A 20,289-nucleotide genomic window follows, 5' to 3' on the forward strand; every position below is an offset into this window, starting at 1 on the left:
AATTAAGCAAACAACTGAGGTACTTTATTAATGAGCGTCACAATGGCTAAATACGCTGTAATCAAGAAGACAAAACCTCCAAAGATCGTTAACCATAGTGGATGCTTGTAGTCACCGACGATTGACTTCTTATATGCTGCGATAAGCAACGTTCCTAGTGCTACAGGTAAAATCAATCCGTTGAACGCACCTGCAAGAATAAGCAGTAGGACTGGTTTACCGATGAATGCGAAGACGATTGTTGAAACGGCGATAAATCCGATCGTTACACCAGAATGGTGCTTATCAACTTTTTTCGAAAGTGTTCTTAAGAATGAAACAGACGTGTAGGCTGCACCGACGACTGATGTGATACCTGCTGCCCAAAGGACGATTCCAAACATCTTATATCCGATTGCACCCGCTGCCTGTTGGAAGACAGAAGCAGGTGGGTTCGCTGGATCAAGTGTAAATCCTGTCGTTACAACACCAAGCACAGCGAGGAATAGAAAGACACGCATGATCGATGCGATCAAAATTCCAGACACCGAGCTTTTCGTTACTTGGTGAAGGTTTTCTTTACCTGAGATTCCTGCATCGAGTAGTCTATGACCACCAGCGAACGTGATATAACCACCAACCGTTCCACCTACTAGTGTAATGATCGCAAAGATGTCGATCGTCGACGGAGCAAACGTATGAACGACTGCGTCCCCAACTGGTGGATTACTTTGGAATGCAACATATAGCGTAAGCAAAATCATAACCCCACCAAGGAGGCGTGCAATCTTATCCATCGCGATACCTGCTTCTTTCGATAAGAAGATTCCGATCGTGATGACACCTGTTATAGCTGCACCGATACGAGGGTCGATTCCGAACAAGACGTTCATTCCGAGTCCTGCCCCACCAACGTTACCGATATTAAAAGCTAGTCCACCTAGCGCGACTGCGAATGCTAGAAAGTACCCGAGTCCAGGGAAGACCATGTTCGCGATGTCCTGTCCTTTTTTCTTTGAAACGGCAATGATTCTCCAGATGTTTGCCTGTACACCGATATCAAGGATAATCGACATCAAAATAACGAAACCAAAGCTTGCGAGTAGCTGTTCAGTAAAAACAGCTGTCTGAGTTAGAAATCCTGGGCCGATTGCAGATGAACCCATCAGGAATGCGGCTCCTAGGATGACTCCCCACTTACTTTTCGTTGGACGATTTTGTTCTAAGTCAACTGTTTCAAGTGGCTTTTCCTTTTTAATTCCCATCGAATAACCTCCTAAAAAAATAACGAATCATTTATATGGTGAATCGCTACTTTCGTTCTCTTATCTCTACCTTATCACGTAATTTTCTGATATTTTTATAAGATTCCGCACAAAAAAACCGCCCAATGTGGGCGGTTTCGCTCATGTGATATCATATTTTTCAATACGCCGTTGAAGTGCATAACGGCTAATTCCAAGGAGTTTCGCTGCTTGCGTGATGTTCCATTTTGAATCCTGAATTGCTTTTTCGATATATTTCTTTTCGATGCTCTCGATATGTTCCTCAAGTGAAAAGGAGTCTTCAAACACAACATTATCGATCGATTTCGATCCTTCAACGTGACCTTCAACAGGGTTTAGGAAATCGAAGTGTGTTGCAGCAAGCTCTTTCTCCTGGTGTAAAATCGCAATCCGTTCGATTGTATTCTTAAGCTCTCTCACATTACCAGGCCAATCGTAGTTTAACAACCTTTTTTTTGCATCTGCACGTAACGTAGGAGTATCTTTTCTCATCTGCTGACAGAACTCATCCAGGAAATGCTCTGTTAGCATGATAATATCCTCATTTCGCTCACGAAGTGGAGATAACTTGATCGGTACCACGTTTAACCGATAATAAAGATCCGAACGAAACGCCTTCTCTTGAATCATATCTTCGAGAGAACGATTCGTAGCTGCAATAATGCGCACGTCTACCTCAAGGTCATGCACACTACCGACCCGCTTAATTCGTTTATCTTCAAGAAAACGTAGAAGCTTCACTTGTATATCAAGCGATAAGTCACCGATTTCATCAAGAAATAGCGTGCCGCCGTCAGCCCATTCTACTAATCCGACCTTTCCATTCGATTGGTCTCTTACAGTGTTTTCTTCACGACCAAAAAGCTCGATCTCGATAAGGTCTGCAGGAATACTCGCACAGTTCACCGCGACGAAAGGACCATCGTTGCGTTTACTTTGCTGATGGATACTCCGGGCGACGAGTTCTTTTCCCGTTCCCGTCTCACCTCTTATTAAAACAGTCGTATCGTTGCTCTCTGAAATTAACGAGATCTTCCCTTTCAGCTCATTCATCTGATCGCTCTCACCGATCATTTGAACGAGCTTAGTACGCCGTTCTTCTTCGCGATATCGCTCGACTTCTTTTTGGAGATGCTGCTGTTTACTCCACTTTTCTAGCGTGATCTTTAATTCTTCTAACTCAAACGGCTTCGTTAAGTAATCGAACGCGCCTTCTTTTATCGCTCTTACCGCCGTTTTGGCATCACCGTATGCAGTGAGCATCATGACAGCCATAAGAGGATACCGCTCTTTAAATTCATTCAGGGCGTCCAGTCCGTTTCCATCAGGCAAGCGAATATCTAACAGCAGCACCTGCGGGTTGAACGCTTCCATCAGGTTCCAGCCTTCTTCAAGTGAGGATGCTGATCTGACTTCATATCCTTCATCTTCAAGAAACATTTGGAGCGTCAACCTCAGCGTTGTTTCGTCATCTACGATTCCAATTTTCACAGCCATTTACTCTTCCTCCTTCCTTGTAGGAAATGTAATAGAAAATGTTGTCCCTTTCCCTGGTGTACTTCTTACATCTATTTCGCCATTGTTTTGTACAACAAGCTGGTGTACGATGGATAACCCTAGTCCAGTTCCTTCAGAACGAGTTGTATAAAATGGATCAAAAATCTTATCCAACAAGCTATCCTCCATGCCAACTCCAGTATCTGAAACGTAAATCGTCCGCTTATCTCCAGTTTTTCTACTAGAAAGTGTTAATTCTCCTCCTTGTGGCATCGCATTAATTCCGTTGATGATTAAGTTCAGAAGGATTTGACGAAGGTGATCACGATCAACAAGAATGTCATAACCGTTTTCGAAATGGTGCAGTGTTACGTTTTTCTCACTTGCGATTCCCTCCATCAACAACACGAGTGAGCGCATCGTTTCATCTACCTTTATGACGGATGGTTTCGAATCGAGTGGTTTAGAAAACTGAAGAATATTCGTTATGATCTTGTTCACGCGGTCAATGTCTGTCAGCATGTTTTCTGTTAGTGCCAGCTCATCTTTGCCAAGATCCAACCTACGGATGAGAAGCTGCGTCGTTGTCCTGATCCCTGCTAGTGGATTCCGAATCTCATGTGCGATTCCGGATGCCATCTCACCCAAAGAAGCCAACCGAGACATCCGCTCTACCCGCTGCTCGAGCTTTCTACGGTGCGTAATATCTTCAAACGTGATGATCGAGCGATTTCGCTCAGTTCCTTTTATCACTCTATAGTTTACCGCATAAAACACCTTTTCTTCATTATATTTATGATTCCATATTTCTTCTTTTCTTTTCGTCGTCTCATGAACAGTCAAACGTCTTAACCGCTCTTCCAATGAAGGATCCTCGTCCATCATCCGCTGTGCCGCCTCGTTATAAACTGAATCTGATCCTTCAACAAGAAGAACCATTCCCACATGAACACTATTCAATATCGTTTCATTCAGCTTTTTTATCTTCTCAATCTGTCCGTTTCGTTTATCAAGTGTTTGGACCATGTCTTTTAGTGAATGAGAGAGAACACCAATTTCATCTTTTCGATTTGTTTTAATATCTGGCTCTTTCCCTCTGTCCCCCATTGCAATGCGCTTACAATAAGCTGCCAGGTTTTTAATAGGCTTTGAGAGATGATACGAAAAGATGATTGTAAACTGCACTGCAATCACACCCATGAAGATAATGATGAGCAGCGTATATTTTTGGATATCAGGAAGGGAACCAGAATAAAATGAGAACTCGATTGGGTAATAAAGCTTCCATCCCCATCGTTCTAGCTCTTCTGTTATCACCGTTTTTTCTATAACGAAGCTTGATCGGTTCGCGTCCCCATTTAACCACTCTAGTTTCTCAGCTTGAAACTCCCTTCCACCTGAATAAAAGACGCCATCTTCATCTTCCACATACAAACCAACTTTTTCATTGATCATATCCATTATCAATGACTTTGCATCACGTTCACTCATTTCACCATTCTCTACTCGTTCATCAAAGATGAAAGCGTAACGATCGATGCTCGTTAAGGTTTCACTAACTGTTGCCTGCTTCAGCTGTTTCTCTGACTGATAACTTGCCCACATCGATACTGCACCGATAATGAAACTAGGAAGTAGTACGATAATCAGAAAAGGAATAAGGATCTTTCGTTCAATCGAGTTTCTCATCACGCCTACCTCCCTTCCAAAAATAAAGGATGCCAGCGATCACGATAGATGGTAAGACAGGATGATAAACGGTATGTGCATCATATGGAATAAGGAAAAATGCGATTATATACGTAAGGATTCCACCAAACGTTGAGAGAACAGCATTCTTTTTTGATCTAGCCGTATAAAGACCTCCGTACAACGGAAAGAACATGGAGACTGCTATGATTCCCCAGACGTGTCCACTAAAGGGTACGATTCCTTCAGGCGGTTGAAACGCAATCAATAATGAAAACGTAGCGAACATGAAGATCACCCAACGCGTCCATGAAATGACTTGTTGATCCACACTCTTCTTCTTCCGTAAGGGGAGCGTGATATCATAAACAAAGCTACTCGCCATAATTAGTAGCTGAGAGTTAGCAGTTGAAATTGCTGCTGCCACAACGCTGATCAACAATATCCCCTTCCACGGTGTTTGAAGCAAGTATGTAATCACGTATGGATAGATTTCATCTGTACTATCAAAGATCACTTGAGGGTCGATCATCCTTGATCCAATACCGATCACAAAGATTGCGAAATAGATGATGACGAGAAAAATCGTACTCGTAGCAATCATTTTCCACGCTATTGCTTTCGAACGAGCTGATAATATACGAACGGCATACTGTGGATTCGCCGCAACGCCTATCCCTAATGCAAAAAATGCACTAAGAAGCGTCCAAAACGGTAACCCTTCTTCAGGAAACAGCGCTAAATAAGAATCTCCTCTATTTACCCTCACTACTAAATCGTTCGTAAAAACCTCAAACCCACCGATCTCGTTCACCACAAAAAGCGAGCCTAGTATCGTTCCGATAATGATTAAAGAAAAGTGAAAGATATCCGTCCGAGCAACAGAATGTAATCCACCAAACGTGGTATAGAGCACAAACAGATAGATAAGAAACACGCTCACAATGTAGGGGATTTCAAGCATTTCACTAACGACGATCCCGAACCCTCGAATCTGGATCACAACGTACAATAAATAGCTCACGCTCAAGATGAGTCCGACCCAAACTTGTAGAAGCTTCGAATCATACCGAACGAGGAAAAACTCCGGCACCGTCACAACGTTATATGTATAAAGTTTTGATGAAATAAATAATAGCCCAATGATTCCGAGCAACCACGCAACCGCTGTCGTCCAAATAACAGATACGCCGCCTTCATAGATCAATCCTGGTAATCCTAGAAGTGACGCTGCACTAAACCAAGTCGCACAAAAGGATGCGACACTTGGAAATAATGAAAGGTTTCTCCCGGCAAGAAAGTAACCTCGTAGCTCATCCGTTTTATCAAATCCATGTTTCCCAAGAATTAAGATCGCGATCGTATAAATGAGAAATACACCTAAATACAGGAGCTCATCCATCAAAACCCTCCTTTCCTTTCACAATGAACCGCCAACCAAGTCCAGGCTTCATTATATACAAAATCACGAACATGAACCATGACCTCCTTATTTTCCCATGAATATCCAACAGTATGTGCTTCATGAGGGTTGGGAGTTCATCTTTTCATAAATAGGATCTTTTCATAAACATTGTTGCTATAAGAGTGGGGGTGATTTCCGCTCCAGGATGCTAAGTGTGGTTCTTTATACAAAAAATTCTTTCTAAAGCAAGAATCTTTGAGAAAAAAGCCTCAAAAAAGAACTACCGATTCGGCAGCTCCTTACGACGTTATGTTGTTCATCCTCTTTAATTCTACTAGTACAGCATTCTCTCTATGTATCCAGCTGTTACGACTGTTTCTCTCCAACGCAACATGATTCTGATCGATCGCTTCACCTAAGGTAACCCATTTTGGTGTGAATTCTTGTTCTAATTCATAATCATCCAATTGCTGCGAGGCCGTTTCATCTGTTACTTCGCAGAAATAGTAGTGTGAATTCATTTCGAAAATAGCACCTTCATCATAAATGTCGATGCTTCTTTCAACGACTATACCTACTTTTTCTCCTATCACGCCATTTACATATCCAGTTTCCTCGGCAATCTCACGCAATAGTGCATCAACATGAGTCTCACTCTCTTCAACCCCGCCCCCAGGAAACTTATAATCTCCTAAATTAGAATGAACGAGAAGGATACGATTACCTCTTATAATAACCGCTCGAACGGCTTCGCGATCGTTCATTGTAGCCCCATCAGGCTTCTCGATTCCAAATGTCTTATTGAACACGTTCGTCTCCTCCTATGTTAGACAAGAAAGTGTCGATCTCTTTCTTAGAAGATAAGTGATAAATCTTCTTATCCAGAGAGAGGTGATCTAGCTTTCTCAAAATGCCTGGTCGCTTCTTTTTCGGATACTCCCAAACCCACTTTAAGAACTGAAACGAAACCCTTTCCTCACACCCTTCTCCCATATCTGGCCTTGTACGATTACGGTATTGAACCGCCCGTTTTAAGACACGATACATACAAAGGGTTCTTGGTAAGTTAAGAAAGATGATCGTATCAGCAGCATGCAGTCGTATATCCATCGTCCCGCCGTAATTACCATCGCAAATCCACTCGTCTTCTAAAACGAGTCGCTTTTGGATCGCTATTTGTTCTTCTTTTGGCACACCTACCCAGTTAGGCTTCCAAAACAACGCATCAAGATGATAGACTCCGATGTTTAGGCGTTCACCTAACTGTCTTGCGAGCGTTGATTTACCCGATCCACCTGAGCCGATAATAACGATTCTTTTCAAACTCATCCCTCCTAACCTCCCTGTTTTCCCTTACCAATTATTTCAAACGCATCTTACAAGCACAATATGTTTTTATATCATTGAGGCTTTTATCCACACTTTAACTGTTTGAATGGTTCTAAGAGTAGGGTAATGATACGTACCAACACTTTAATTAAAGGAGCAATCATCGTGATTTTTAAGAACATTCATCCATCAAACTACTCAAAAGTATCGATCGCTCTTATACTAGGTGGGTTTATCACGATCGGAACAGCGTTCTTCTTTTTCTTCTCATTAGCAGAAGATGTTGTTGAGAATGAACAGTTCATGATCGATAAAATGGCAACGCGTCTAATCAGTTCGATCGATAACCCAACATTAAGCGGGATCATGGGGAAAATAACGGAAGCGGGATCCGTCCCATGGATTGCGACCGGAACCGTTTTAGTCCTCGTTTACTTATTCTTTATGTCAGATAAAAGCAAATGGTTTTCATTTTTCCTCCTCGTCAATATGCTTGGCATCAGCGGACTTACAAAAGGGTTGAAACTATTATTCGAACGACAAAGACCAGACGTACTCGAGCAGTTTGACGGTACCGGATTCAGCTTCCCGAGCGGTCACTCGACAGGTGCGATCACCTTTTATGGCTTCCTCTTTTACTTGATTGTGATTAGTAATCTTAATAAAAGATGGAAGATCATAATCAATACCATTCTCGGCATGCTAACCTTAACGGTCGCACTCAGCCGAATCTTCATCGGTGTTCATTACCTCACTGACATATTGGCAGGTCTCACGCTCGGGTTAGCCTGGCTACTGATCTGTATCATGGCACTTGAACTCATGCTGTGGCGTCAACGAAGGCAGAGAAAAGCATAAGCCTGGGGTGATGGCTTTTTATCACCTACTATATGGACACATAAATTGAGCCACACTAAGCTTCTTAGTGTGGCTTACTTTTTTCTATGAGTTGAACGGTACCGATACTTTCCCAATCGCAATTCCTTGAGGACCATCTCCAACAGAAACATTACCATCAGATGTGTTTGTGGCAACATCAATAATTGTGACATTATCAGTGCTAAAGTTTGTAACGTAGGATTTTTCCCCGTTAGGTGTAATCGCAACGAAAGTAGGATTTGAGCCAACTCCAACCGTTCCTAGAGCAGTCTCGTTGATTGGATCAAAAGCTCTAGCATTGTTATTAAATGTATTAACAACATATCCCCTTGTCCCATCTGGAGTTAACGCGACACCTTGAGAACCGTTCCCTGAATTGATCGTTCCTACAATTGCATTGGTCGAAGTATTGATTACCACAAGTGAACTCACATTAAATCGTGAGACAAAAGCTCTTTGTCCATCAGGTCTAATGGCAATGTCTACCGGTCTTCCTCCTACTCCAAAAGTCGTGGTAACTGTATTCGTATTCGTATTGATAACACTTACTGTACTGCTATTATTATTCGCAACGTATAATTTTTGTCCATCTGGCGTAACAGCTAGTCCAAGCGGTCCACTCTGAACAGTAATGGTATCAATAACAGTGTTTGTATCTGTTCTAATTATAGAAACGGTATTACTTTGGTTGTTGGAAACATACACGCGCTTCCCATTTGGTGAAACCGTAACTCCAAATGGACCTGGCCCAACTGGGATATTAGTAATCAGGGAATTGGAGAACGTATTGATAACCGATACAGTACCGCTTCCTGTATTCGTAACGTACGCTCGTCTTCCATCAGGAGAAAGCGCAACTCCTTGAGGTGTTGATTGAACAGGTATTGACGCAGTCACAGTGTTCGTTTCTGTATCGAATACTTCTACTTGACCTGTATTCGTGTTAGTAATATAAGCCAAAACCTTCTGAATGGTTAACGTACCATTGTTTACAGCATAAATAGAGTCACATGATAAAATAATGATACTCTCATCTACTCTCCTACCTTTAACACACTTCGTCTTCTCATCGTAACTGATAAAAAAGAATCCGATCGGATCTGATGCCCCTTTTACGATTACATTTACAGGGGTGCCTGTCTCAATACATTTAAAAACATCACAAATACATGAGCCTTTATTATGGAATGGGTGATTCATTCCCACCTCTCCTTTTTAGCATTTATATCAATATATGATAGATTTTTACATACTGTATAGACGCTTGTTTCCTCTATCAACTCATGCTAGAAAAGTTCACTCGGAATTGGCTTCTTGCTTTGCATGTTTCGTTTATGCAAACAATAGAACAAAGAAAAAGGCACTACTCATTGTAGCGCCTTTCTTTACACTTTATTGATTTCGTTATTCATCACAAATACATGCTCAGGATGTGGATGACTGAGGAAGTCATGATGTGAGATCGTCCATCCATACGCACCGGCATATTCGAACACCATGATGTCACCAGCTCTGAGCCTATCAACGTATTCCTTCCGAACAAGAACATCGTTTGGTGTACAGAGTTCACCCGCTACCGTCACTTCTGTGTTAAGAATCCCTGGACGTTCAAACGGGTAACGCCATTCTTCAACTGAATGGATTCTGAACGGATGGCTCATCTTCCATGCTGCTGGTAAGCGCAAGTGATGCGAGCCGCCGCGAAGGACCGCAAAGTGTTCACCGTGATTCGATTTAACATCGAGAACTTCAGAAACGTACGAGCCACATCCTGCCGTCATGTATCGTCCGATTTCTAAAAACAGTGTGAGATTTTTATTGTTGTATTTAGCTTGAAACGTTGATAGTCCTTTAGCGAGCATATCCCAATCGAATGGGTTACTCGTATCCCAATAGTTAATCCCGATTCCACCACCAATATCGATAATCGGAGCTTCGAGATCATAGTGCTCTCGCCATGCTAGTGCCTTTTCAATCACCATCTCAACAAAACGAAGGTGAGCGTCAGCATCTAAGTTATTCGACATCGCATGAAAATGGAATCCTTTTATCTCGATTTGCTCGTACGTGAGAGCTTTCACGATTACGTCAGGGATATCCCGCTCATCGATTCCAAACTGAGTTGGCACCCCTGACATACGAATGTGACTATCAGACACGTTCGTACTCAAGTTTACGCGAAGAAGGACGGGGATTTTCACCTGTGCCTGCTCGGCTAAATAAGCCATTCGGTTCAATTCATGCACGCTTTCAACGTTAAGATAATCAACATTTCGCTCCATCGCTTCAATGATCTCATGATCTTTTTTACCAGGTCCCCCAAACAGCATTGGCTTTTCTGATAACTCGTCGACTTTATTGATCTCACCGATCGATGCCACTTCAAACCCATCCACGATCGGTTCTAACGTTTGGAGTATTTGTTCAGCAGGATTTGCTTTTACTGCATAGTACAATTCACAAAAATCCGGCAGGCTATTTTTTATCGTTTGCGCATGCTGCTTTAAGTGATCAAGGTCATACACGTACGCACAAACTGGCTCACTTTCGTTATTCTGCTCAAGGTATGTTTCTACTGCGCTTTTATTGATTGTAATCATGGTATTCCCTCCAACTTATGTATGCCATAGATCCGGACGTTTCCAGACAATAAGAAGCGTCGTAAAGAAACAGCCGAAACCCATGAACAACCCTGCAGCAAGCGCCCCAAATTGGGCAGCTATTGCGCCAATCAGTAATGCCCCTAACGGAATGTATGCACGATCCATAAGCGCAATGCCTAACACTCTTCCACGTAATGCATGTGTCACTTGCATTTGCAGGGTGATTCTGCTTGTTGTTCGATACAATTGACTTGTGAAACCAACGCTCAACATAAGTAAGAGCGATACGAGATAATTACCGTTAAACAGAATAAAGAATCCAAGAAACAGTCCAAAACCGAGCGCAGATAGGACGAGCACTTTTCCTTGCTGTCGTGGCTGCTTCATCGACAATACGAGTGTAGCAAGGATTGCCCCGATGGAAGATACCGATAGCAAGAGCCCAAATCCATCTGGACCCATTCCCATCAAATCTTCTGCAAACAAGGGTAACATCGTCGTATACGGAAACCCAAAAATCATCGGTGCAATCGCGATCAGTAAGATCGATACAATCATATGGTTCTCTTTTATATACTGAAACGTTTCTTTCAAATCTTCTTTATTATTCCCTTTCATCTGATCGAAATCGTTCTTTTCAGACGTAAGCTGAATGCTCGGTAAGATAAACAGCATTGCAGAAGTTCCCGCTGCCATGATAAGAAAGAGCATCGCAGGACTCACTTTGAGAAGCAATACACCTGCAAGTGCGGGACCAACCATCCTTGCCAGATTGATGACCATCGTTTGAATTGAAATCGCACTAGGTAAGCGCATGTTAACCACAATGGATGATAGAAACGCATTTCTTACCGGCACTTCAATCGTCATAAAGAGCGATCGTATAAATACGGCTACATAAATCCAATACACGGCGTAATTTTGAAACACGAGGTAAGCGAGCACGATTGTACCGATTAACATCCCCGAATAGCTCCAAGCTAGAACTTTCTTACGATCATAACGATCAGCAAGCACCCCTGCATGAAGACTGAAAAAGAGGATCGGCAGTAATCTGCAAGCATTCAAAATCCCTAGTGCCATCGGTGATCCAGTCAATTCATACACAAGCCAGTTTAATACCGTCAAATCCATCCAATCTGACGTTCGAACAACAAAGCTGCTATATAGAAATTTTCTAAATGAACGTGACGTTAGTGCAGATTGCTCGTTGAACCCTCTTTTTAGCTTACCCATTATCCTCAACCAGATGAGCTAGTGGGTTTGAAACCTCACAGTACGAATCACCTTTTTTACTCGATAGTCTCATTTTCGTGAGGGATTTATGCATAACCGTTGATTGGTACATAAAGCTTCTGTCTAACGATACGTTCTCTTCGCTGTCAGCTGACAATACGTCGAATGTATGATCACATACTTTCTTCACACGCTTCCAGAATGCTTCTTCACTTATTCCGGAATATTGAACAAGCTGCTTGATTACTTCACCGAGATGGTTTTGGAACACCGTGTAATACAATTTGTTATGCATATCTGACACATTGTCTGTTACCGAAACCGATCCAGGGGTGAATGATACCGCAATCCCTTGTTGGTCAAGACGTGCTTGGTAAATACGTGATCCTCCCCAGTCTCTGAAAAAGAAGCGTGAAAGCCTGCCATTCTTAAAAACAGGAATGCTATTTTGCAGGTGACCTTCAAGTGCGATGCCATACTTCACCATAAGCGTCAGGTATCCTGGAAGGACCTTCCCAATATACTCATCGAAGAATGGAAAAGCGGCATGACTCTTCGTTAAGTTATTGGCCTTCGCGAATTGATTTACAAGTTCAGCAAGAATCGTCTGATCACTTAGTGGCGAACGAGAATATAGAGCTGGCCCTGCAATAGCCACTTCGCCTTCTGTAAGCTTTCCGTCGATACTTTCTCGCAGCAGCATCGTTAAGTTACGACTTTTTAATTCTTCGTCTGATTTAAACGCCATCCCCGCTATTTCATTCAAAGGGACAAAGTCCTTAAGCTGCTGTTCTTGTTTCATAATTTTAGTCATCATGTTCGTGAAAAGCGTTGAATTCATCGCAGTCTGTGTTGAAATCGAACGAACGGTAGAAGTCATTTGACTGTTGACCGCAAGTTTTAATGAAGGTGCCATTTTGTTCTTCGCATAGACGGTTCTGAAAGAGGAAGTAGCCTGTGCCTCAAGCGTTACACCCTCGATTAAGATGACAGTCCCTTCGCTAAGTTCTTTTTCGTACACAACAGGAATCGCATGTTCGTATTGCCACTCATGAACAGGAATAACATCATACTTGTTAGGATCTAATCCTTTTTGCTCAAGCTCTGCACAACAAAGCTCCCATTCCTCTTGATAATGTTCTTCAAGCATCCTTTTCACTTTAGCAGTCGTGACAACATGCTCACGGTCAACGGCTACAAAGCGAACGCCAAATGATTGGTGAAACTCTGGAGAGAAGCGAAACACATCACTCTGTGATAAACCGATCTTCGTCTTTGCTCCTGGGTGCAAATGATGTCCTTCTATGATGAGCTGTTCAAAGAATAATGAAGAAGAAACGTTTCCACTCATTTTGTCAAGGTAATCAAGTGTTGAAGTCGCTTGAAGTTCCTTCGCATCATCCTGAATTTCTTTCCTCCAAAGATTATCGAACATATAAGCTAATGCGAGATTCGCCGTCCCGTTATCGAGTTCAGTGATGAACAATTCAACCTGCTCTCCTGGTTCAAACAAGAGTTGAATAAGTTCAGAGGCTACCTTGATTTCAGAAACCCCGTTATCATCGATGAAAAGAATATTATCCGTCGTTTCAATTCGCTGAAACGCATATTGATGCTTAATCGGAAAAATCAGTACGCCCTTTTTCACCTGAACAACTTTATACGTCAGCTCTTCTCGGATCAATGTCTTTTGAAGATGAGAATAAAATGCTTTTGATAACTCGTTTTTCTTTTCACTTTTCACCACAAAGACGGAGCCGACTTTCTTTAAGTCGATCGCTTCCTTATAAAGATCGTTAATATTCTCCCTTAAGATCGACGAAGCCAATTTATGAAGGATTCCTTTTCGACCCTTTTCTAGATTTGCTATAAAATAATTAAGGTACGACGGCATTTGTTTCATAATAAATCGCATGCAATCTACTTCAGCTTCAAGCATGAATCCTTTACTAACATCATGATTTGGTCTCTTGATCATTTGTATTGTCATTTCTCAAACACCTCATTGTGTAAAGGATTAACGATACCTACATACATATTCTCTGTGTACTTGTCTGTAAGTCGCATTTTCACGAGTGCTTTCATACTCGACAACTTTGTTTTCAGTAGTGCTTGATCGTGTTCTAACACGTTAGAGTCTTTTCGCAAATCCTCGTAGACATTCCGAACGACTTCCCGCACAGGGTTCCAAAGACGCCCTTCATCAAGTTCAAGTCTACGCGAAAGTGCGATGTTCATTTCGCCGAGATGGTTATGGATGATCGCATGGAAAAAGATATCGTGTAGCTCTTCAGGCTTTGTCGTGAGTAAGTTCGTGCTGTTATCAAGATCATCTAATTCTACAAACTTTGTGAGACGTTCTGTAATAATGCGAATTCCTCCATTATCACGAAGAATCACGCGCTCAGGTAACCCATGCTTAATCACGACCACACTGTTCTGAAGATGCGCTTCAAGACTGATGCCGTATTTAACAATCAGGCTCATGATTCCAGGAAGTAGCACTTCATTGTAACGCTTCATGAATCCTTCAGCAGCAACTTGGACAGACTCGATCTTCATCTTTTCTTTGTAATTCTCTACGAGTTCTTCAAGAATCAACTTTCCTGATACAGGTGATTCTGCGATAAGCGCAGCTGCCGGTATCGCAATTTCATCCTTACCGAGAGCTGACTCAGGATTTTCACGAATAATCGCAGCCAAATTCTTTTGAAGAAAATGTCGTTCATCACCTTTTGCGTTCGAAGGTTCAAAATGAATTCCAGCATCTTCTCCCATAAAACGTAGCGTTTTTGAAATAAACGGATCACGTGCTTCAATGGTCTTAAGCACCGAAGAGATCACCGGTCCGTTATGTGTGGAAGCGGCAGAGACAGTGCGAACCGCACTTGTCATCTGCACATTGATCGCTGTTTTAATGTGATGCTTCGTCCGATCCACCGGAGCTAGGGAACGAAACGAGACGAGTGCCGCAGTCTTAATCTTGCTATTCAATGGAAAAATGACATCATCTTCGATCAGGTCCTTGTAGTGTTTTGTGATCGTGTGCTCGAATTGCCATGGGTGAACTGGGATCAGCTCATAATCCGTTGGTTCGACTCCTTTTTCTCCCGCAATTGAATGTAAATCGTCCACAAGCTCTGGGTACTCTTCCATCAAAATCTGTGTCGCACTACTTCCCATATTCGTCAGTCGACAGTACTTCTTATGAATGGCAACCGGTATCACATCCGGTTGTCCTCCCCACTCTGGGGCATAAAGGGATACATCCATTGGTGAAAGCCCTAGTCGTGTTCGCGAGCAAGGATGAATCGTATGACCTTGAATAACCCACTGCTCAAAGAATGTGAGTGGACTGAAGATTGAATCTACCTTCTTACGATCTGCATATGAAAACGAATCTTTGGTTTTCATTTGATCAGCTTCTTCTTGCACAAAGTGCTTTCGCTGTTCAGCAGCAGTAAGTGCTAAACCATAGTTTAACGCACTATTCGTGATCTCATCACAAAACTGTTCCAGGTTATCGCTAACGATCTCAGCACCACTGTTCGTTAGAATCGAAAGCAAGTGATCGGCGTTCTTGATTATATGGTTCTGCCCGTTCTTATCACGATGCAAAATGTCTCCATCAATATCAATTTGACCTAGTGTGTATTGCTTGTTTACATTTACGTAAACCTGTTCCTTTTTCGATAAGTGAATACAAGCTGTTATACCATTTGACTCAAGATCCTTACTCCAATCGATTGGGAGGATCATTTCACGTAAGATCCCCTGAATCAATTGATGAAGAATTGTTTTCCGTGCAACAGCGAGGTTCTCACTGAACTTTCCTATGAGAGATTCGTAATTATTTTTCATATGTTGAAACACTTGGATTTCATAGTTATTCTCTATATCGTTCTCACTCAGTGTGGACTTCAAAAATCATTCCTCCTGTTACATACTACATGGTTTATTGAAAATCATTATCAGTTATCACTTACTTAGATTAATTGATATTGATTCTCAATGTCAACTTCCTTTTTGACAATGTTACTATCGTTTTAGTATTCGAGCTCTTTTAATGGGGTTTATTGTATGAAAACAGGGACTATCGACCTTTCTATTATAATCAATGATATGGACGTACAATTCTTAAAATCTCAATAAAAAAGAGCCGCTGTTTTGCGACTTCGTCTAAAAAAGGAACTATATGATCTTCGTTCTGCTAAAAAGGAATCTACATCGATTGAAGCGAAATGATAACATACAACGATAAATGGAGGTTTCTTATGAATCACTTTTTATATAAGCTTAAACTCATTCCTGAACTCTTAGATGAAAAAAACTGGACTAAAAAAGAAAACAACATCGTTTCTGAGCATTTCAACGCTCTCCAACAACTTTTAAAAGAAAACACGCTGATCATGGCTGGGAGAACGATGAACGGTGATGAATCAGCGTTCGGAATCGTCGTGATCCAGACAAACTCTGAAGAAGAAGCAACAGCAATCATGAAAAAAGACCCTGCTGTACGTGAAGGTATCATGACAGCAGAGCTATTTCCATATCGTGTTGCACTATACAATGATGAATTCAACGTAAACCAGACGTCCTAGCGGATGTCTTTTTTTATAAGAACAAGACCATGTGATCTTCATCAAAAAACTCGCCGTTCACAAAAAGAGATTTTTCTTCATAAGCGTATGTTTTGAACCCCATACTGTGGTACAGGTGCTTTGCAGTCTTGTTAACAGAGGCCACTGAAATGTTGATCTTAACAAGTCCCTCAACATCTTTGACAAGGTCGATCGCTTCTTCCAACAGTGCTTTTCCAGCACCTTTTCCTCTAGCTGATGGCGTCACATAAACTGCAAAAAAGTCACCTTTGTGCTTCGTTTTCAATCCACTTCCACGAACGAACGTAATGACTCCGATCAATTTATCTTCCTCGTAAGCTCCTAACGTCACGGCTCTTTCTAAGTTTGCCGCAACACCTTCGAGTGGATTTTTTCTTTCAACCGCTTCTTCATAACTCGACGCGAACGCTTCAGGATTGTTCTGTAGCGCTTCAAGTCGTAGCTCCCAATAGTCTTTTGCTTCATCTGCTCTCATTCTTCTTATTTCCATTATGATCTCCCATTCTTCCATTCATTTTTCAGCATGCCATACACGACATGGTCAACGTACTCTCCGTTCACCTTCTCCACCTGTCGGATTATGCCTTCCTTAGTGAAACCAAGTCGTTCAGGAACACCTTGACTTTTCTTATTCCGAGAAGCCGCTCGGATCTCGATCCGGTTAAGACGGATCGTATCAAATCCATAGTCGAGAATCGCCCTACATGCCTCCGTCACGATTCCTTTCTTCTGATGCTTTTCGCTAAGCCAGTACCCGATCGTCGCATAGTCATGAGTACGATTGATTTCATTGAATCCGATCGTACCAGCTAATTCCCCTTTATAGATCATAGCTAGCGTCTTTGGGAAGCCCCCCGTATCTACGAGGCTTTTTATCGTTCCTTCAATAAACGCTTTGGATCCTTCGACATCCGTATTGTAATCTACCCATGCGAGCCACTCTCGTAAATAATCCTTCGACTCTTCGATCAGATTGTAAAGCTCTTCTGCATCATCTACTGTGTACATTCTTAAATAAAGGTCTTCATTCACTTCGTATGTAAACATGGTGTCTGTTCCTCTCTCGCTTGTATATTCTTTAGTAATACGTTCAGTTTTACAGCTGTCCATCATCGCTTAGGCATCAATCCTCTTTCGAATCATCCGAATCTGCCCACGATGACTCAACTCATCTTCCATCACATGAAACCACTTAAAGTAATGGTTCGCTTTCTCATCCCACCCATATGGTGTGATTACGTCAAGCCAATCATCGTCTTTCTTCTGTAATTCTTGAAGCGTGTTTTCACGCACAAGACTCATTTCACTCCAGTAGTAGTCAAGGTCACGACCACGTATCTTATCTTTTGCGCGCTCCCCTAACTCGATTGCGACTCCAAGCTTCTCCCATTCAGCATCCGTCAGCTCGCGCTGTTCAAACGTCATGATTTGAAATGCTTTTTCAAGAGACACGATGTGTTGTAACAACATCGCTATGGAGTTACTCTCGTTGTCTATGTGAAAGTCGAGCTGCTCGGTCGTAAGACCTCGGATCGCTTCCTCAGTCGTATGTCTTGTGTAATTCATCATCGACACGAGCCTCGAAACTTCTGATGAGAAACCCTCAATGTCTTCAATCATACTGAGATTATGTACTTTTTTCATAATGACTGCCCCTTTCCCGTCCCTCCCCTTACCTTCTACAGATGGATGTAAATTCCTTTTTATTGAAACTTCTTCATCAAGGATACGTATAAGAAGATAACAAAGTATTAGAGGAGGAGAACGATGAAGAAATTATATAAATCAACATCCGATAAATTAGCTTTAGGTGTAATTGGTGGATTAAGTGCTGCCCTGAACATTCCGTCAGGACCGATGCGATTTGTTTTCTTCATCCTTACCGTTTCAAAACCCGAAGCTACTATACTATGTTACCTTGCGATAGCTTTCATTTTACCTTCAGAAGAAGAAGTTCATTTCAATGACTAGACATAGAAAAACCCCCAGGCTAGAAGCCCAGGAGTATTCATCTTTCCACGTAAGAATCAACCGATCTTTTTCAAATCCGAAAACACGGTATCTTCCTTTTCCGCTTTTGAGCCTAACGATAACGTCACCAATGTGATCACGGAAAGAGGCAACCCGATAAAAACAGGGTGGAGTCCAAAAGGATGGCCTGCGATCTGCCAAAGTACCGCAACGATTAGTCCTGCCCACATAGCAGTGAGCCCTGCAAATTTAGTTGTGCGACTCCAAAATATTCCGAATAAAACCGGTGCTAGAAGTCCAGATACAAGCATCGCCGTTCCGGTGATCCAAAGCGTGACCAGCTGCGGGATATAAAGTGCTAGCAATAAAGAAATAACAGAAACGAGAACGACTGACATCCTGCTGTACGTCAGCATTTTTTTATCCCCAACATTGCCTATCCTTGGTTTGACAACATCATTAACGATCGAAGATGCCGCTGCAAGGAAAAAAGAATCGGCACAGGAAATAACAGTCGCAAGTAATGCGATCAACATGACGACCACTAATGAAAATGGTAGTACTTGTCCAATAATTTCATAATAGATCAAAGAAGGATCGATATTCGTCATATTGAGACCGAACTTACCGAGAAACCCTATGAATATCGTAACAGCAGCTGTCAAAAATCCTAGCACAATCGCGGACCAGAATCCCGTACTAGCTGTCTTGTCGTCATTCGCTGCCCAGAACCGTTGCCACAAATCTTGTCTAACGAACTGATATGCGCCGATCGTGAGCATATAGACAAAGAATTCAGAAGGACTAATATTAAAGATGCTTAACGCATTCCCGCCTTCCGCATTTCTTGCTTGATCAGCAAGTGCTCCCCAGTCACCAACAAGAAACATGATGACGATCAGTAAGAAGAAAATACCCGCTGTTTGAATTGTTCCATGTATCGCATCCTGAATCATAACGGACTTGAGACCGCCAAAGTACGTTTTCAACGTCAATAGTACCCAACTAATGATGATACCAGTTGTCATGCTAAGTCCAATCGTTAACTTCAAAATGGTAGCGATCGCAACGAACTGCATGCCAGTGATAGCAGCATACGCGCAAAGCACGCTGAGCACGGTTGGGATTCTCGCCCCTTCCCCAAAACGTAGTGCTGTGAAATCTCCCATCGTAACCATATTATATTTCTTACCTAGAAAACGGATGCGTTTCAACATAAACGCTGCTATTACGATCGATGTTAACGTAAATCCGATCGCGAGCCACTGCTGACCCATTCCAAAAAGATATCCTTTCGTCATATAACCAAGTAGGATCGAGCCCCCGATCGCTGTCCCAACAAACGTAAGAACAAGTGGCATCAATTTCGTTGAGCGACCTGCTACATTGTAATCTTCATACGTTTTGACATTCCTGTTCACAAATAATGAAAGGCCAAATAGAAACACAAAATATACGGCAATAATCGTAATCAAAATCGTTTCTTCCTGGCTACTAAACAATAGGTTCACCTTCCTTCTGCGTCTTCTTGCTATAAATCATCCTACCTTCAAAAACTCAAACTCAATTTCTAGCAGTTGTTCAAATTCGATTTGAGAAAGAAGCATGATTCTCTGCATCTTCTATGTACACAATTTTTCCGTCATTTACTGCTCCGTTTTTCTCCGTTTTTCATCTAATACACGACCTCCTTTCATTAAAAAAACCAGTCCTATGCACCCGACTAGTATTTTGAACATACCTGTCACTTAGCATAAAACTGGTATCGTTCTAACGAACCGCTCCACTTTGAG

Annotated in this window: 18 protein-coding genes; 3 read left to right on the plus strand and 15 right to left on the minus strand. The window is 42.1% G+C overall.

The window, feature by feature from the left end:
- Positions 1 to 2: 2 nt before the first annotated feature.
- The 6 genes from LCM09_RS14640 to LCM09_RS14665 form a co-directional block, all read right to left on the minus strand.
- Positions 3 to 1,244, minus strand: a complete 1,242-nt coding sequence (locus LCM09_RS14640; protein ID WP_404800838.1) for an NRAMP family divalent metal transporter — start codon at positions 1,242 to 1,244, stop codon at positions 3 to 5.
- Between the two features lie 141 nt (positions 1,245 to 1,385).
- Entirely contained in the window at positions 1,386 to 2,762 is a 1,377-nt protein-coding gene (locus LCM09_RS14645; protein ID WP_224883346.1) for a sigma-54-dependent transcriptional regulator, read from the minus strand.
- A complete protein-coding gene (locus LCM09_RS14650) occupies positions 2,763 to 4,451 on the minus strand; it encodes a sensor histidine kinase (protein ID WP_224883348.1) in 1,689 nt (562 codons plus the stop codon). It lies immediately after the preceding gene.
- Positions 4,435 to 5,853 carry a sodium:solute symporter family protein gene (locus tag LCM09_RS14655; RefSeq protein WP_224883350.1) on the minus strand — a complete coding sequence of 473 codons (1,419 nt, stop codon included), beginning with the start codon at positions 5,851 to 5,853 and terminating at the stop codon, positions 4,435 to 4,437. Before LCM09_RS14655 ends, LCM09_RS14650 begins: the two co-directional genes overlap by 17 nt.
- 302 nt (positions 5,854 to 6,155) lie before the next feature.
- Positions 6,156 to 6,665, minus strand: coding sequence for an NUDIX domain-containing protein (locus tag LCM09_RS14660; protein WP_224883352.1), 510 nt, complete (start codon positions 6,663 to 6,665; stop codon positions 6,156 to 6,158).
- The gene (locus LCM09_RS14665; RefSeq protein ID WP_224883353.1) at positions 6,655 to 7,179 is read right to left on the minus strand and encodes a DNA topology modulation protein; all 525 of its coding nucleotides are present in this window, start codon (positions 7,177 to 7,179) and stop codon (positions 6,655 to 6,657) included. The genes LCM09_RS14660 and LCM09_RS14665 overlap by 11 nt, the downstream gene beginning before the upstream one ends.
- A gap of 171 nt (positions 7,180 to 7,350) precedes the next feature.
- Between LCM09_RS14665 and LCM09_RS20930 the strand changes: the two genes are divergently transcribed.
- Positions 7,351 to 8,043, plus strand: a complete 693-nt coding sequence (locus LCM09_RS20930; RefSeq protein ID WP_224883355.1) for a phosphatase PAP2 family protein — start codon at positions 7,351 to 7,353, stop codon at positions 8,041 to 8,043.
- 84 nt (positions 8,044 to 8,127) lie between these two features.
- Here the strand turns inward: LCM09_RS20930 and LCM09_RS14675 are convergent, their stop codons facing one another.
- The 5 genes from LCM09_RS14675 to LCM09_RS14695 form a co-directional block, all read right to left on the minus strand.
- The gene (locus tag LCM09_RS14675) at positions 8,128 to 9,264 is read right to left on the minus strand and encodes a beta-propeller fold lactonase family protein (protein WP_224883357.1); all 1,137 of its coding nucleotides are present in this window, start codon (positions 9,262 to 9,264) and stop codon (positions 8,128 to 8,130) included.
- Positions 9,265 to 9,449: 185 nt separating this feature from the next.
- Positions 9,450 to 10,664, minus strand: a complete 1,215-nt coding sequence (locus tag LCM09_RS14680) for a type III PLP-dependent enzyme (RefSeq protein ID WP_224883359.1) — start codon at positions 10,662 to 10,664, stop codon at positions 9,450 to 9,452.
- Positions 10,665 to 10,679: 15 nt separating this feature from the next.
- Positions 10,680 to 11,903 carry an MFS transporter gene (locus LCM09_RS14685; RefSeq protein ID WP_224883361.1) on the minus strand — a complete coding sequence of 408 codons (1,224 nt, stop codon included), beginning with the start codon at positions 11,901 to 11,903 and terminating at the stop codon, positions 10,680 to 10,682.
- Positions 11,896 to 13,893 carry an IucA/IucC family protein gene (locus tag LCM09_RS14690; protein WP_224883363.1) on the minus strand — a complete coding sequence of 666 codons (1,998 nt, stop codon included), beginning with the start codon at positions 13,891 to 13,893 and terminating at the stop codon, positions 11,896 to 11,898. The genes LCM09_RS14685 and LCM09_RS14690 overlap by 8 nt, the downstream gene beginning before the upstream one ends.
- A complete protein-coding gene (locus tag LCM09_RS14695) occupies positions 13,890 to 15,827 on the minus strand; it encodes an IucA/IucC family protein (protein WP_224883365.1) in 1,938 nt (645 codons plus the stop codon). The genes LCM09_RS14690 and LCM09_RS14695 overlap by 4 nt, the downstream gene beginning before the upstream one ends.
- Before the next feature lie 350 nt (positions 15,828 to 16,177).
- Between LCM09_RS14695 and LCM09_RS14700 the strand changes: the two genes are divergently transcribed.
- Entirely contained in the window at positions 16,178 to 16,504 is a 327-nt protein-coding gene (locus LCM09_RS14700) for a YciI family protein (RefSeq protein ID WP_224883367.1), read from the plus strand.
- 13 nt (positions 16,505 to 16,517) lie between these two features.
- Here the strand turns inward: LCM09_RS14700 and LCM09_RS14705 are convergent, their stop codons facing one another.
- The 3 genes from LCM09_RS14705 to LCM09_RS14715 form a co-directional block, all read right to left on the minus strand.
- The gene (locus tag LCM09_RS14705; protein WP_224883369.1) at positions 16,518 to 17,015 is read right to left on the minus strand and encodes a GNAT family N-acetyltransferase; all 498 of its coding nucleotides are present in this window, start codon (positions 17,013 to 17,015) and stop codon (positions 16,518 to 16,520) included.
- Positions 17,015 to 17,572 carry a GNAT family N-acetyltransferase gene (locus tag LCM09_RS14710; protein ID WP_224883371.1) on the minus strand — a complete coding sequence of 186 codons (558 nt, stop codon included), beginning with the start codon at positions 17,570 to 17,572 and terminating at the stop codon, positions 17,015 to 17,017. Before LCM09_RS14710 ends, LCM09_RS14705 begins: the two co-directional genes overlap by 1 nt.
- A 69-nt stretch (positions 17,573 to 17,641) precedes the next feature.
- Positions 17,642 to 18,169, minus strand: a complete 528-nt coding sequence (locus LCM09_RS14715) for a DinB family protein (protein ID WP_224883373.1) — start codon at positions 18,167 to 18,169, stop codon at positions 17,642 to 17,644.
- A 123-nt stretch (positions 18,170 to 18,292) separates the two neighbouring features.
- Here LCM09_RS14715 and LCM09_RS14720 point away from each other — a divergent pair, with 123 nt between their 5' ends.
- Positions 18,293 to 18,496 (plus strand): PspC domain-containing protein, encoded by a 204-nt coding sequence (locus LCM09_RS14720; RefSeq protein WP_224883375.1) that lies wholly within the window; start codon positions 18,293 to 18,295, stop codon positions 18,494 to 18,496.
- 56 nt (positions 18,497 to 18,552) lie between these two features.
- Here LCM09_RS14720 and LCM09_RS14725 read toward each other — a convergent pair whose 3' ends face one another.
- On the minus strand, positions 18,553 to 20,007 hold the full coding sequence (locus tag LCM09_RS14725) for a sodium:solute symporter family protein (RefSeq protein ID WP_224883377.1): 1,455 nt from the start codon (positions 20,005 to 20,007) through the stop codon (positions 18,553 to 18,555).
- Positions 20,008 to 20,289 lie beyond the last annotated feature (282 nt).

The sequence above is a fragment of the Guptibacillus algicola genome (assembly GCF_020171805.1).
GTDB classification, from domain to species: Bacteria; Bacillota; Bacilli; order Bacillales; family Guptibacillaceae; genus Guptibacillus; species Guptibacillus algicola.

Coding starts and splice junctions, on each gene's coding strand:
- LCM09_RS14640 (WP_404800838.1), bottom strand. CDS start 1,244: ATGGGAATTAAAAAGGAAAAGCCACTTGAAACAGTTGACTTAGAACAA.
- LCM09_RS14645 (WP_224883346.1), bottom strand. CDS start 2,762: ATGGCTGTGAAAATTGGAATCGTAGATGACGAAACAACGCTGAGGTTG.
- LCM09_RS14650 (WP_224883348.1), bottom strand. CDS start 4,451: ATGAGAAACTCGATTGAACGAAAGATCCTTATTCCTTTTCTGATTATC.
- LCM09_RS14655 (WP_224883350.1), bottom strand. CDS start 5,853: ATGGATGAGCTCCTGTATTTAGGTGTATTTCTCATTTATACGATCGCG.
- LCM09_RS14675 (WP_224883357.1), bottom strand. CDS start 9,264: ATGAATCACCCATTCCATAATAAAGGCTCATGTATTTGTGATGTTTTT.
- LCM09_RS14680 (WP_224883359.1), bottom strand. CDS start 10,664: ATGATTACAATCAATAAAAGCGCAGTAGAAACATACCTTGAGCAGAAT.
- LCM09_RS14685 (WP_224883361.1), bottom strand. CDS start 11,903: ATGGGTAAGCTAAAAAGAGGGTTCAACGAGCAATCTGCACTAACGTCA.
- LCM09_RS14690 (WP_224883363.1), bottom strand. CDS start 13,893: ATGACAATACAAATGATCAAGAGACCAAATCATGATGTTAGTAAAGGA.
- LCM09_RS14700 (WP_224883367.1), top strand. CDS start 16,178: ATGAATCACTTTTTATATAAGCTTAAACTCATTCCTGAACTCTTAGAT.
- LCM09_RS14705 (WP_224883369.1), bottom strand. CDS start 17,015: ATGGAAATAAGAAGAATGAGAGCAGATGAAGCAAAAGACTATTGGGAG.
- LCM09_RS14710 (WP_224883371.1), bottom strand. CDS start 17,572: ATGTTTACATACGAAGTGAATGAAGACCTTTATTTAAGAATGTACACA.
- LCM09_RS14715 (WP_224883373.1), bottom strand. CDS start 18,169: ATGAAAAAAGTACATAATCTCAGTATGATTGAAGACATTGAGGGTTTC.
- LCM09_RS14720 (WP_224883375.1), top strand. CDS start 18,293: ATGAAGAAATTATATAAATCAACATCCGATAAATTAGCTTTAGGTGTA.